The organism is Pseudoalteromonas sp. Angola-4 (assembly GCF_028599265.1).
Classification (GTDB): Bacteria; Pseudomonadota; Gammaproteobacteria; order Enterobacterales; family Alteromonadaceae; genus Pseudoalteromonas; species Pseudoalteromonas atlantica.
Genome location: NZ_JAQREK010000013.1, coordinates 50,067 through 64,150 on the forward strand (window position 1 = coordinate 50,067; position 14,084 = coordinate 64,150).

At 41.3% G+C, this 14,084-nt stretch carries 15 protein-coding genes; 3 read left to right on the top strand and 12 right to left on the bottom strand.

From position 1 onward, the window contains the following. Nucleotides 1–13: 13 nt before the first annotated feature. Nucleotides 14–1,492 (bottom strand): sodium/proline symporter PutP, encoded by a 1,479-nt coding sequence (gene putP, locus PSH48_RS14620; RefSeq protein WP_121637789.1) that lies wholly within the window; start codon nt 1,490–1,492, stop codon nt 14–16. A gap of 334 nt (nt 1,493–1,826) precedes the next feature. Here putP and PSH48_RS14625 point away from each other — a divergent pair, with 334 nt between their 5' ends. Further along, complete coding sequence (locus PSH48_RS14625) at nt 1,827–3,050, top strand: EAL and HDOD domain-containing protein (protein ID WP_096041370.1); 1,224 nt, start codon at nt 1,827–1,829, stop codon at nt 3,048–3,050. A 77-nt stretch (nt 3,051–3,127) separates the two neighbouring features. Here PSH48_RS14625 and PSH48_RS14630 read toward each other — a convergent pair whose 3' ends face one another. Genes PSH48_RS14630 through ccmA form a run of 10 tightly spaced genes read right to left on the bottom strand, consistent with a single transcriptional unit; the run spans nt 3,128 to nt 10,843 of the window. Beyond that, nucleotides 3,128–3,859, bottom strand: a complete 732-nt coding sequence (locus tag PSH48_RS14630; RefSeq protein ID WP_273611800.1) for an MlaA family lipoprotein — start codon at nt 3,857–3,859, stop codon at nt 3,128–3,130. Nucleotides 3,860–3,868: 9 nt separating this feature from the next. After that, the gene (ccmI, locus tag PSH48_RS14635) at nt 3,869–5,119 is read right to left on the bottom strand and encodes a c-type cytochrome biogenesis protein CcmI (RefSeq protein ID WP_138578903.1); all 1,251 of its coding nucleotides are present in this window, start codon (nt 5,117–5,119) and stop codon (nt 3,869–3,871) included. Next, nucleotides 5,119–5,580: a cytochrome c-type biogenesis protein gene (locus tag PSH48_RS14640; RefSeq protein WP_004588327.1), complete on the bottom strand. Its 462-nt coding sequence runs from the start codon at nt 5,578–5,580 to the stop codon at nt 5,119–5,121. Before PSH48_RS14640 ends, ccmI begins: the two co-directional genes overlap by 1 nt. Next, nucleotides 5,580–6,149 (bottom strand): redoxin family protein, encoded by a 570-nt coding sequence (locus PSH48_RS14645; RefSeq protein ID WP_029773820.1) that lies wholly within the window; start codon nt 6,147–6,149, stop codon nt 5,580–5,582. The genes PSH48_RS14640 and PSH48_RS14645 overlap by 1 nt, the downstream gene beginning before the upstream one ends. Further along, nucleotides 6,149–8,113: a heme lyase CcmF/NrfE family subunit gene (locus PSH48_RS14650; RefSeq protein ID WP_004588325.1), complete on the bottom strand. Its 1,965-nt coding sequence runs from the start codon at nt 8,111–8,113 to the stop codon at nt 6,149–6,151. The genes PSH48_RS14645 and PSH48_RS14650 overlap by 1 nt, the downstream gene beginning before the upstream one ends. A gap of 1 nt (nt 8,114) precedes the next feature. After that, a complete protein-coding gene (gene ccmE / locus PSH48_RS14655; protein WP_004588324.1) occupies nt 8,115–8,594 on the bottom strand; it encodes a cytochrome c maturation protein CcmE in 480 nt (159 codons plus the stop codon). Then, on the bottom strand, nt 8,591–8,794 hold the full coding sequence (gene ccmD, locus PSH48_RS14660) for a heme exporter protein CcmD (RefSeq protein ID WP_004588323.1): 204 nt from the start codon (nt 8,792–8,794) through the stop codon (nt 8,591–8,593). The genes ccmE and ccmD overlap by 4 nt, the downstream gene beginning before the upstream one ends. Nucleotides 8,795–8,797: 3 nt before the next feature. Further along, the gene (locus PSH48_RS14665; protein ID WP_004588322.1) at nt 8,798–9,535 is read right to left on the bottom strand and encodes a heme ABC transporter permease; all 738 of its coding nucleotides are present in this window, start codon (nt 9,533–9,535) and stop codon (nt 8,798–8,800) included. 1 nt (nt 9,536) lies between these two features. Continuing rightward, nucleotides 9,537–10,223, bottom strand: a complete 687-nt coding sequence (gene ccmB, locus PSH48_RS14670) for a heme exporter protein CcmB (RefSeq protein WP_004588321.1) — start codon at nt 10,221–10,223, stop codon at nt 9,537–9,539. Beyond that, nucleotides 10,223–10,843, bottom strand: a complete 621-nt coding sequence (gene ccmA, locus PSH48_RS14675) for a cytochrome c biogenesis heme-transporting ATPase CcmA (RefSeq protein WP_086004334.1) — start codon at nt 10,841–10,843, stop codon at nt 10,223–10,225. Before ccmA ends, ccmB begins: the two co-directional genes overlap by 1 nt. A 113-nt stretch (nt 10,844–10,956) precedes the next feature. Here ccmA and fliK point away from each other — a divergent pair, with 113 nt between their 5' ends. Next, the gene (gene fliK / locus PSH48_RS14680) at nt 10,957–13,269 is read left to right on the top strand and encodes a flagellar hook-length control protein FliK (RefSeq protein ID WP_138578899.1); all 2,313 of its coding nucleotides are present in this window, start codon (nt 10,957–10,959) and stop codon (nt 13,267–13,269) included. Between the two features lies 1 nt (nt 13,270). Further along, nucleotides 13,271–13,591 (top strand): EscU/YscU/HrcU family type III secretion system export apparatus switch protein, encoded by a 321-nt coding sequence (locus tag PSH48_RS14685; protein WP_004588318.1) that lies wholly within the window; start codon nt 13,271–13,273, stop codon nt 13,589–13,591. A 79-nt stretch (nt 13,592–13,670) separates the two neighbouring features. On the opposite strand, the gene PSH48_RS14690 is transcribed toward PSH48_RS14685, so the two are convergent. Next, on the bottom strand, nt 13,671–14,072 hold the full coding sequence (locus PSH48_RS14690) for a DUF2802 domain-containing protein (protein ID WP_004588317.1): 402 nt from the start codon (nt 14,070–14,072) through the stop codon (nt 13,671–13,673). Between the last annotated feature and the right edge of the window lie 12 nt (nt 14,073–14,084).

Sequence of the window (14,084 nt, forward strand, 5' to 3'; positions counted from 1 at the left end):
AAGTACGGGTTTATTAAAGGTCTTTTTCAACCTCATCAAATAGCGCAGTAATATTTGGCGCTGGCTCTTTCGTCGCTAAGCTTACAACGACAATTGCAATACTTGCTAAAATAAAGCCTGGTACAATTTCGTACATGTAACTGCTTAAGCTTTGCCCATCAATCATAAATGGTGAGTAAATCCAAAACAGAACCGTACCAGCACCAACAACCATACCTGCTAGTGCGCCTTCAAAGTTCATGCGTTTCCAGTACAGGCTAAATAAAACCAGTGGGCCAAATGCCGCACCAAAACCTGCCCATGCATTACTTACTAAGCTTAATATTGAGCTGTCTCTATCGTACGCTAAGTAAATAGCACACAAAGCGACTGCTGCTACACTAATACGCCCTACAGTAACAAGCTCTGTGTCGCTTGCTTCTTTGCGTAAAAACGTTTTGTAAAAATCTTCAGTTAACGAACTTGAGCTAACAAGTAACTGCGAAGAAATTGTACTCATGATTGCAGCTAAAATAGCCGCCAATAAGAAACCAGCAATTAATGGGTGGAATAATAACTCAGAAAGAATTAAGAAAATGGTTTCTGGGTCTTCAACAACAATGTTGTTTTCATAAGTGTACGCGGCACCAAATAAACCAGTACCCACAGCACCAATTGCTGCAACTATCATCCATGTCATACCAATACGGCGAGCCGTTGGCATATCTTTTACGCTACGCACCGACATAAAACGTACAATAATATGAGGTTGACCAAAGTAGCCCAAGCCCCACGCCATTGCCGAAATAATCCCTAATGCAGAGCCTGCACCTATCCAATTAAGCATATCGGGGTTAACGCTATGAAGCGTTGACTCTAGCGGTTGATCTAATAAAGAGTAAGCAACGGTCGGTACCAGTATCAAGGCAATAAACATAATACAGCCTTGCACAAAGTCAGTTAAGCTAACGGCTAAGAAGCCACCAAATAAGGTATATAAAACAACAACACCAGTGGTGATGTATAAACCCATTTCGTAACTTAAGCCAAACGAGCTTTCAAACAATTTACCGCCTGCTACAACACCTGATGATGTATAAAGTGTAAAGAACACAATAATTACTACCGCAGAAACTACACGTAAAAGGTTTGATTTATCATTAAAACGATTAGAGAAGTAGTCTGGGATTGTGATTGAGTCGTTTGCTTTTTCAGTGTAAACACGCAAACGAGGCGCAACTAAAAAGTAGTTTAACCACGCACCAATAACCAAGCCTATTGCTATCCATGTGCTACTAAAGCCAGTAACGAACATAGCGCCAGGTAAGCCCATTAAAATCCAACCACTCATATCCGATGCGCCAGCAGATAATGCTGCAACACTTGGAGATAAGCTACGTCCACCTAGCATATAACCCGAAACATCACTTGTAGACTGTTTGTATGCATAAAGTCCAATGCCAAGCATGACTATAAAATACAATACCAGTGAAATAATCATTCCTGTTTCCAAATTCGCCTCCACAAAGTTGTATAAAACAGGCTTTTAATCCTAATAATGACTCTTAAAATATTATAATAAAGACACTATTGGGGTAAAAACCATCCGTCTTGACTATACCATGCTTAAAGGTGATAACTCCAACTTGTTACACTGAAGTGAACAAAAAACAGCCGCATTGACTATTTAACCCTCAAACACCCGATATACGGTAAATTTATTTACATATATAGCTAATATTTAATAACAATTCATTAAATCAATAATAATTACCTAATGCTATTTCGAACGTTTTGCCATATATTATAGCCATTGCTAATAATTATTATTTTGTACGGAACTATTTATGTATTTTTATGCTGCACGCCAACCTATTTTAGACCGCGAAAAGGAGCTTGTTGGATACGAGTTATTATTTCGTGATGGCGTTGATAATGTATTTCCAGACATAGACGGTGACGAAGCAACAACGAAACTAATCGAAGGGAGTCAGTTTAATTTTGGCTTAGAAGATTTAACTGGCAACAAACCCGCCTATATTAACTTTACCCTAGAAACCTTACTTAAAGGTTACCCTACTATGTTAGGGAAAGAGACGGTCGTTGTAGAAATCCTTGAAACCGTGCAACCAGGTAAGCGCTTACTGGCTATTGTTAAAGATTTAAAAGAAAAAGGCTACACCCTAGCGCTTGATGATTACATTCACCAACCAGTATGGCGCCATTTTTACCCGTTTATCGATATTTTAAAAATAGACTTTTTAACCACTGATGAAGATGCAATAAAAACCATAATTAACGATATTAAAGCCTATCCACACATCAAGCTTTTGGCTGAAAAAGTAGAAACCTATGAAGCCTATAATTTAGCTCTTGAGCTTGGGTTTGAATATTTTCAGGGGTTCTTTTTTTCAAAGCCTGAAATGGTACAAAGTAAAGCACTGCCGCCATCAGAAATGGCATTAGCAGAGCTGCTTTACGAAACCTCATCTGTTGAAATGGATCTTAAAAAGATAACCGATGTGTTTGAACGTGACGTAAATCTATCTTACAAGTTATTGCGTTATTCAAACTCAGCTGCGTTTGCGCGCAGAGCCGAAATAAACACAATCAAACAAGCACTCATCGTCCTTGGCGCTAACGAAATTAAAAAGCTGTTATCTTTATTATTCGCAGCGCAAGTTTCTGCCGATAAACCTGTCGAGCTAATTAGGCTTTCGCTAACACGTGCACGATTTGGTGAACTACTTGCTATTTCACACGGGCAGTTTAAAGATACCGGTATGGCCTTTTTAACTGGCATGATGTCGCTTATGGACGCCATTTTAGATGAAACCATGGAAAGCGTTATGCAAAAGCTCCCGCTGTCTGCAGAGATAAAAGCTGCGCTATTGAATGACGAAGGCCTGCTTGCTCAGTATCTAAACTTGGTTAAGTTTTATGAGCACGCAGATTGGGAAGCCGCCAACGAAATTGCTAAACAATTAAATTTAGGCGAAGAAGTTGCCAACGCATACCATGACGCCTTAACCTGGGTTAATGAGCAAATGCAGCTGATGGTTAAAGAATAATAAACATTAGAGCTTATTTAAGCTCAAAATACACATAAAAAATGCCAGCAATTGCTGGCATTTTTTATAGCTGTTATTTATAGGCTTTCTAAGAAGTCTTCATCAAAGTCTTCAGGCTCTTCTTTGATTGGTGGGTTGCCGTCGTATAGCTCATAAAGCTGACGCTGAAAGTATATGTCTTTAACAAATAAATACGGGTCAAGAGAGTCATTAAGTAGGCCTTCTTGCGGGATAAGTGAAGCACGAGCTTCGACCGCTTTAAGCGCAAAAACTAAAATAGTTTGAGGCGTAGTCAGAGCGATTTCTGGTAACACAAAGTTATCAACTACATCGCCTGTTAAGTTACGTGCTGTAGTCGGTCCCATTGCTGGCAGCATAATATATGCGCCATCGCCAACGCCCCACACGCCCAATGTTTGGCCAAAGTTTTCATCTACCAGCTCAAGTCCAAGCGAACTTGCAACATCAAAAATACCAAACACACCTACCGTAGAGTTAACTAAAAAACGCGCTAAACTCACGCCTGCGTTGCCCGCTTTACCTTGTAGCCCTGCGTTTATCATATCAACAGGCGCACTAATATTATCGGTAAAGTTAACAATCCCATTGCGTACAGGTACAGGGGTCACTTCTACATACCCTACAGCCACAGGGCGTAAAATATAAGCATCAAGAATATCCATATTAAAGTCGTACAATGGACGGTTAATGCTTTGTAGCGGGTCGCGCTCATCAACTTTGTTTTCTGGTACTTGTGCACATCCGGCTAGCACCAATAAACATAAAAAAGTAAAACTATGCTTTAACATCTAATGTCCTTAAGGTATTAATGTATCAATTTGAAGTTGGTAGTCACTTACGTTTTCACGTTGTAGTGTCTCAGAGTGACCCTCTAACTCACCACTACTTGGCATAACTGACTCATCGATTGAGATCCGCGCTGTGATCACAATATCTTTAGCACTTGATAAGTTTAACCCATCAACCATTGCATTAGCATCAGTGAGTTGCACCGTTAGCGGAAAGCTGTATTCATTTAGTTTAACAACCGCTAATGGCATAGGAGAGCCTTGAGCAGCCTTGGCAAAAATAAATAAAGTCCCCTGCTGTGGCTGCTTATCGAAAAGCTCATCTGCTAAGCTCACAGTAACACTAATAGCACTATTAGCAGAGACCGGTATTACAGAGCCCTCATTTTGCATTTGTTGCTCTATATCGGAAATACGCTGCGCTATCATTGAGTAACGCGTATCGCTTTTATCCATGCTTGCAAGTAATACTTCAAACGCCGCTTTGGCTTGCGGCCAGTCCTTGCGCTCATAGGCAATAAGCGCTAATAAAGAAATAGCATCAAGGTTTGTTGGTTCAACCTTTAGTACTTTAGATAGCATACCCGCTGCATGCGTCATGTTCTCTTCACTGCCTTCAAGCAGTAAAACTTGGCTGTAGCTAATGAGTACTTGCATGTTGTCTGGATTCATTCGAAGGGCTTTATCAAACGATTGCTGCGCCATATCAAATTCGTTTAACGACATGGCTACACGTCCAAGCAACATCCACGCAACTTCGTCATCGCCTGATTCACTAAGCTTAGTGCGCAGCGCTAAAGCAAACGCTTGCAACTCGTTTTGAGTTAGTGGCTCACCTTTTTGCATTACCGCACGCTCGCCATAATCTGCAAGGTTATCCATTGCATCATACCACGCTGCTATTTGCTGCTGGCTCCCTGTAAAGGTGTAAAAAACACCGGTGAGGGCTAATAAAAATGCTGCGCCTGTTAAAGCAAAAATACGGTTATTACCTTTGCTATTAAGCGATTTTTCTGGCGAAAGCTCGTTCAATAAACGACGTTTTAGCTCAATAACCGATTCACTGTGGCTTTGTGCATCAATACGTTGATTGTCTAAGTCGTTTTGCAGCTCAACTAAACGCTGCTCGTAAATGCTGATCAATTCTGCATTAGCATTGTGAGTAATGGTTTGCACGCGCTCTTTTTTTAAAAAAGGCAACATAATAAAAGCCAGTGCAATTAGTGTGAGTAAAGCAAAACACGCCCACATTAAAATCATTAATTTTGCTCCTGACGTTTATTTTCTGCAATTAACTTAGCAAGTTTTGCTTCATCATCGCTGTTCCAGGTTTGCTTAACTGACGCCTTACGCTGGCGAATTACAATAAAACCAAAACCCAAAATAACAATAAGCACAGGTAAAACCCAAAGTACTAATGTGGCCGGTGTTACAGGCGGATCGTAATGAACAAAATAACCGTATCTGTCTATCATGTAATCGATTACTTCGTCTTTTGTTTTACCTTCTTTTACCAGCGCTAGCACCTTGTCGCGTAAATCTTTTGCAACAATGGCATCAGAGTCTGCAATATTTTGGTTTTGACATTTAGGGCACCTGAGCTCTTTGGTTAACTCTTCAAAGCGCACAGCTTGTTGGTTATTGTCAAACTGGTAGCGATCTTGCTCGGCATACACTGCCATACTTATAAAAAAGCTCAGGGTTAATAAAAACACTCGCATTAATTTAGCTCCTGCATAACAGGGGCAAATTTAGCACGCCATACGCGCGGGTTTAGATCCCCTGTATGGTGTAATAAAATTTTACCCGTTTTATCCACTAAAAATGTTTCAGGGGCACCTGATACACCTAAATCAAGTGACAAGGTACGGTGCAAGTCTAAAATATTAAACTGGTATGGGTCGCCAGCACGGCTGAGCATATCGCTCACATCGGTGCGCAAAGCCTGCATATCGAATGGGCCATCAAAATCGGCATCGTACCCTTGTACATAGTACAAACCAATAATTTTTACGCCTTGCTCACGTAGCTTAGTTAAATACCCAAGTTCAACTAAACATGTAGGGCACCAAGTCCCCCATACATTAAGTAAATAAACTTCGCCTTTTAGGCTTTCATCTGTCCAGCGCTTATCATCTTGCATTAAATCAGGCAGGTTAAACGCAGGCATCGTTTGGCCTAGTCGTCCGGTTTGAATTTCACGCGGGTTGGCAAACAAACCTTGATACAAAAATACACATAAAAATATGAATATTAATAACGGTGCTAAAGCTAAAATTTTACGGTTCATTACGCATTCTCCAACGCTTTTTTGCGTGTACTTGCTGATGTACGGTAGCGTTTATCGAATAAAATCATAAACCCTGCAAGCGATATAAGTACACCGCCTATCCACATCCAACGCACGAAAGGTTTGTGATAAATACGCAGTGACCATGCCCCTTTACTTAATTGCTCTCCGAGCGCTAAATATAGGTCGCGAGTAAAGCCGGCATCAATTGCCGCTTCGGTCATAAATTGCATACCAATATCGTATTTGCGTTTTTCTGCGTGCAGCTCAGTCACTAGCTTATCGTTATTAAATACCGACACTACACCAGCATGTCCACTGTAGTTAGGGCCGCGTATTGCTTTAACGCCATCAAATCGGTATTCGTATTGATTAAGCGTAACAATATCGCCTTGCTTCATAGAAACATCACGCTCTACCGAGTACGCCGAAGTAAGTGTTACGCCAGCAATAACAAATGCTAAACCAACGTGACCTAGCACCATAGCCCAGTAGCTAATGCCTAAACGTTTAATGCCTTCTTTTAGCGTCCCGTGAACCGACGCCTTGGCGTATAAATCTATGGCAGTAGATACAGCAACCCATACACCTAATGTGGTGGCTAATAATGTAAGTGGTTTTACGACATCGTAGCTTGAGAACAACCACGCACAGGTAATAACAACACTTATTAACACACCTATTAATACTTTATTTTGTAGTACAGCCCACTTGTTTTGTTTCCAACGAAGAAAAGGCCCTATTCCCATTAATATGGCAAATGGTACTAATAAAATGGCAAACATTTTATTAAAGAACGGTTCGCCAATAGAAATACTGCCTAGGCCCATTTCTTTATGCACCATAGGTAACAAAGTACCTAAAAGAACAATTAATGTGGCTACCACTAAAAAGATGTTGTTAAGCCATAAGGCCACTTCGCGTGATACAAACTTGTAACGGCCTTCGCTTTTAACTTGTGATACGCGCAGCGCATACAACGATAAACCGCCGCCAACAACAATGCCTAAAAAGGCTAGAATAAATAAACCTCTATCGGGGTCAGTGGCAAATGCATGCACCGATACAATAATGCCTGATCGAACAATAAAGGTGCCTAATAAGCTTAGGGAGAATGCAGCGATGGCAAGCAGCACAGTCCACGATTTAAATACACCGCGCTTTTCTGTCACGCTCAAAGAGTGCAATAAAGCCGTAGCGACTAGCCAGGGCATAAGCGATGCGTTTTCTACCGGATCCCAAAACCACCAGCCACCCCAGCCAAGCTCAGAGTAAGCCCACCAGCTGCCTATGGTTATTCCTAAACTTAAAAAGCCCCAAGCAGTCATCGTCCATGGGCGAGACCATTTAGCCCAGGTGTTATCAAGTTTACCTGTTAAAAGTGCTGCAATAGCAAATGAAAACGCAACCGATAACCCTACATATCCCATATACAGTAATGGCGGATGAATGATCATACCAGGGTCTTGTAGTAGCGGATTTAAATCACGCCCTTCAACAGGAAAATACGGCAGTAAGCGTTCAAATGGGCTTGAAAGCAGTAGTGTGTACATCATAAAACCGACACCTAAAAAGCCAAGCACACCTAAAACACGTGCACGCAACACCCAAGGTAGCGATTTAGAACGCATAGCAACTACGGCAGTCCACCCTGCTTGCATTACAAGCCACAGTAAAATAGCGCCTTCGTGCCCACCCCACGTAGAGGTAATTTTATAATACCAAGGCAAAGTACTACTTGAATGGTACGCCACATAAGATACCGTAAAGTCATCTGTTAAGCTGGCATAGATAAGCGCAGCAAACGAGAGAAGTACAAAAGCAAATTGGCCAACGGCTAAAGACGGGGCCGCACGCATTAAACGAAGATTACCGGTATGCGCGCCCCACAGCGGAAAAATACACAGTAAAACGCTTAGCACCATGGCAAGCGTTAAAGAAAAATAACCAAGTTCTGGGATCATATTAGCTACCGCTATCTAGGTTGTATTTTGGTTTTTCGTGTTTAATTCCTTTTACGGCTTCTGCTACTTCTGCTGGCATGTATTCTTCATCATGCTTAGCCAGTACTTCAAAAGCTTCAATCACGTTTGGTTCTACAAGCACACCTTGCGCTACAATACCTTGGCCTTCGCGAAATAAGTCAGGCAAAATGCCTTGGTATTTAATTGTTACCAATGGCCCGGTATCAATCAATTTAAAGCTGACTTGTAAACTTTGTTCATTACGAATGACAGAACCCGGCACAACCATACCGCCAATACGCAACTTTTGCCCTATTTGCGGTTTTTCTTTATCTGGGCCTTTGCCGTCTATTAGCTCGCTTGGTGTATAAAATAAGTTTATGTTTTCTTGTAGTGCATAAAGCACTAGGCCTACAGAGGCACCAATACCAAACAGTACTGCAATAATTACCAATAGGCGTTTTTTACGTCTTGGGTTCATGAGATTTGTTCCTGCTTCGCTTTTTTAATTCGCGCTTCGCGCGCAACTTGCTGCTCTACTGAGGCCATAATACGTTTTGTATCACGTAAAGAGCTAAATAAAATGCCCAACAAAATTAAGGCGCATGTACCAAATGAAAGCCACACATAAAACCCGTAGCCTCCCATTGCAATAAAATCAGAAAAAGAGTCAAACTGCATAATTTACCCCTTACTTAACAAGGCTCGAACCCAAGGTCGATGCTTTTCACGTTGTAATATTTCATTTTTAAGGCGAATTAACGTTACAGTGCCCACAAACGCTGCAAATGCTAAAATATTTACCATAAGCGGCCAAAACATACTTGGGTCAATGGCTTTTGTATCAAGCTTTGTGATTGTTGCGCCTTGGTGCAGGGTGTTCCACCACTCTACGGAGTAGTGAATAACAGGTAAATTAATTACCCCTACAATGGCTAAAATAGACGCTGCGCGCCCTGCTGATTTTTTATCTTCAAAGGCATGGTAAAGCGACAGCACGCCTAAGTATAAAAACAATAAAATAAGTTCAGAGGTTAAACGTGCATCCCATACCCACCAAGCACCCCACATAGGTTTACCCCATGCAGCGCCGGTAATTAAGGCAATAGCTGTAACACATGCTCCCACCGGGGCAATAGCAATTACAGCAAGTTCAGCGTTACGTAATTGCCACACTAAAGCGACAATAGCTGCTATAGCCATAGAAGAGTATGCGCCCATAGACAAAATAGCCGATGGAACATGAATGAAAATAATACGGTAGCTGTCTTTTTGTTGATAATCAGCTGGTGCAAAACCTAAGCCCCAAATCCAACCAACAAGCATACTTATAACCGTAACAACGGCAAAATAAGGCAGTAACGTATTACATAATTGATATGCGCGCTCTGCTTTTGCGTAGGGATGTAACCACTTCCACATATTAACTTACACTCACTTTTAATGCTGACGATATGGCGATGGGTGCACACATAATAGCAACTACTAACATGGCCCCAAGAATGGCAAGCTGCCCGCTATAATCCAGCGACATAGTACTGGTATCAATGGCTGACGTTGCAAAAATTAAAACAGGAATATACAAAGGCAACACTAATAGGCTCATTAAAATGCCGCCTTTTTGTAATCCCACAGTAAGGCCAGCCCCAATTGCACCAATAAAGCTTAATAATGGCGTGCCTAATAATAATGTTAATACGGTCGCTAACAGCGCAGAGCTCTCTAAATTAAGCAATAAAGCAAATAACGGTGTCATTAATACTAATGGTAAACCGGTAACAACCCAATGCGCCGCGACTTTAGCCAACACGGTGAGTGATAGCGGGTACGATGATGCAATTAACTGCTCTAACGAGCCATCGTTATAGTCGTCTCTGAATAATTTATCGAGTCCAAGCATGGTAGAGAGCAAAGCTGCTACCCAAATAATACCTGGCGCCATTCTGTTTAATAGACCGGGCTCTGGGCCAATTGCTAACGGAAATAAAGAAATAACAATGAGAAAAAACAAGATAGGATTGATAATTTCAGCACGCTGGCGAAACGCAAGCTTTACATCTTTACTAAATACCGCACTAAACAGCAGCCAATATGAATGTTGACGAGTCATCAGTAACGATACTCCAAGGTCACCGTTTGTAGGTTTTCAAACTGTGTTGTTAAATCTTGATGGGTTGTTAGTAAAATAGCGCCACCACTTTTTAAATGCTCAGAAAAACGTTGTTGTAAAAATGCAACGCCATTTTTATCAAGTGCAGTAAAGGGTTCATCAAGCACCCATAGTTTTGCATCGCTTAACCATAATCGCACTAAAGCGACACGACGCTGCTGCCCTGCAGAGAGCATTCTTACCGGCACATCTTCAAGGCCCACTAAGCCAAGCTTAGCTAAAATTGGATATAAGTCGGGCTCATTTGTATAGCCGTTAATGTGCAACCAATGGCGTACGTTTTCCAGTGCGCTGAGCTGCACATTGACACCGGTTTTATGGCCTATAAATAGCAGGTCTGTGGCGTACTCTTCATAATGCTTGGTAATAGCTTGCTGGTTATAAAAAATAGCGCCTTCATCAGGCACACTAAAGCCTGCGACAATACGCAATAATGATGTTTTGCCAGCCCCGTTAGGACCCGCTAATTGCATGATTTGACCGCTATTTAGGCTAAAATTAAGATCCGCAAACAAACAACGTTCTTGCTTGATGCAGGTGACGGACTTAATGTGTAACAAGATGACGTTTCTCTATGCCAAAAATTAGGCGTTAGTCTACCATAATGATAGGGCAATACGAATATTGCTTTAAAATCGATTCACGAAAATTAGCGAAAACTTGATTTAAAATAATGAATAATCCAACGCAAATCACATTATCTAATTCATTGGTTAATAACCAAAGCGCCCCGAGCACTTCGCACGAATTAGTACAATTACCAGAGCAGGTACTTGCGGCTAAAAATATTCAGTTTTCAAAAGGCTCAATTACACTCGATGTTTTAATAGATAAACACTGGCAAACACTACGCTTAGGCATAGCGCATGCCCCTCAAAATACAGACAAAATAGCAAGTGCTAACATACAGCTCAGCGCTGATGGAAAGCAGCTAAATATTACTCCCAACAATACTAATATTACACTTAGCAACGCATCACAACTGCAGCGTTTTTTAAATTATGTTAGTACCGGTAGTGAAATACAAAGTAAACCCTTGCCAGTCAATGTACAGCTTTCGCCGTCACCGCAGCTTATGATACCTAGCCTTAATGCCAGTATTGCAATTAACAAAGAAACCGCACAGCTGTTAAATACCGAGCAGCCATTACAGGTACTTATTAATACAACCAATAAGGGCGCACAAATAAATGTTATTAACCGCTTTGCTGACACCGTCCATACTCAAACTCTCAGCCAACATAAAATTTCGCAGCTATTAACTAACTTACTGCCCAGCGCGCAACTACAAGCAACGCCTAAATTAGCTATTATTTCGCACCCTCAGCATAGCGGCTCGTTCACAACCCCGATAACCAATAAACAGCTTAGTGAATTGCCTAGCAAGCCCGTGGCAGTCAATATTACTAATCAAGCAGATAAGCTGCTCATTAAAACTAACTTACCTAAAATGCAGGTCGCACTTAATAACTCATTTAGTAAACCCTTTACCGACTTGGTTTTATCACAGCAGCAAAATGCAGCCAGTCCCCTCGCTGATAAAACAAGCCCGCAGTTAAGTGCACAAAGCCCTATAAAGTCATGGCTACAAAGTAGCTTTAGTGATATAAAAACGCGAATTAACGATGCCGTTAAATACTTTGAAAACAAACCCTTTGCGAGTAAAACGCCACCTTTGCAGGCTCAACAAGCTAAGCTTGATGTAAATAAAACGCCTACACCAATAAACACACTAACAAACCCTAATTTAAGCAAGCTAAATATAACCGCAGAAGTGGCTAATCATTCTTTTACCCCTAACAGCCTTTTAGCTAAACACTTTGCGCAGCTACCTCCTTTAGTGCAAATAACCCAGCAATTAAAGGCGAGTGTGACGTTATGGCAATCAGCAAACAATAAAGCTCAGCCCCAAGCAGTGAGCACCCAACCAACAAATGTACGTACGCAAGGCAACGCTTCTGTGCCGCTGAGTTTAAAAACACTACATGCCACAACTTCACAGGTAAATACTCCTAACCAACCCAGTTTGTCTCACTCACTTTTTAACACAGCTGTAAGTCAGCAGTTACAACCAACAGAGGCTAAACTTTTAACCTCGCTTTTAAATTTGCCAACAGAGAGTGAGCGCCCAAATAGCGCTTCCAACCCTAAAACATTGTTGAGTAGCCAAATTACTGACATAGCAAGTAAAGCTACTCAAAATACACCTGATCTTACGCGTTTAGTGAATCAAGCTTTTAATAGAATGGTCTCCAGTACTAATGTGCACCCAGCCACCATACAGCGAGAGCTTTTAAGTACCTTACAACCGCTTACTACGCCAAACGACACACTACAAAGTAGCTTTACAAAAGGGCTTGAGCAACTTGCGGTTACTATTTTAGCGGCGCCAATAATAAGCCAATCAAGTACTTCGCTAACGTTTAATAACCACACAGGCGTGGATGCCCTACTTAATGTGCTTTTACCTACTTTTAAAGTAGGTAATGGCGCGGATAAACTATTAGAGCAACTTCAACAAACACAAATACAAGAGCTTGCCCCAGAGCTGCTACAAGTTAAAAATACCCTTAGCCAAGTACAAGTAACTACGCCAAACCAACAAAGCGACACAAACCCGCTAGCACAGTTTTTATTTCCGATGAAACTTCCGCCTGAAGCGGGACAAACAGAGATAACCTTAGGGCAATATAAAAAAGCCAGTGTAGATAAAACCGAAAAAAACGTGTGGTTTGTTAGATTAAATTTTGATTATGCACAGCAAGGGCAATTACAAATAGTGGCTGAGCTTATGGACAAAGCGCTCGATTGCCAGCTGCTTGCCTCTAGCCAAGAAGTAAGTGCAATTGCACACACTCACTTAGATAGCCTCAGGGCTAAATTAGCTCAGCATGGCTTGCAAGTAGGCGAGCTAAACTTAAAACGCGGAGATGCTAGTCATCAAGCGTTTTATCAATCGCATGCCATTATAAATATTAAGGTTTAACATGACTGACACCTCTAATTTAGCAGCAAATAATAAATCCGCGATTGGCCTGTTGTATGAAGCAGGAAGCACCCCCGCGGTAAGTGTAAAAGGGTTTGGCGAGTTGGCCGATGAAATAATCGCAGCAGCGAAACAAAAAGGCATTATGATCCACCAAGATGAAGCACTTGCTAAAACACTCTCACACTTAGAATTGGGAGAGGAAATACCTAAAGAGCTTTATTATGTTATTGCTGAATTGATTGCTTTTTCGTACGTGCTTCGTGGGCAGTTCCCACCTGGCTGGCAAGACTTTCAAGGTAAGCTAAATGTAAAGGCATAACTAGGTGGATAAATTATATCTCCCCATTTATTAAGTATTACTGCACATTGGTATTGTGTAGTTAAAAGCAAAAAAGACGCTAGGCGTCTTTTTGTTTATGTAACGAAAATAATAGTTCAGCTTCAGCCCTAGGAAGCTCACACTCGCGTATCACCTCATCTAAATCTGCGCCAAGCTCAACCATTTTAACAGCACGAGAATATATTTTTGCGTCTGGGTCATCATATTTTTGGGCAGCTTGTTGTTGCATCAACTCTTGATTTTGTTGCTCAACTTCAAGTACGCGCTTACCAATACTTAAAAGCCCTGTTCTGAGCTCAGACACTTCACTGCGTAATATATGTGTTTGCTCTGAGGTATCTTTTAATTGCTGTGATACCGCATTAAGCTCCGCCGACTGTTTATTTTTTAATGCAACAATTAGCGCCAGCGATATTAAACCTATCCCTAGCGCTGCTATTGCGATACTGAGTAACAACATAATTTTAGTGGT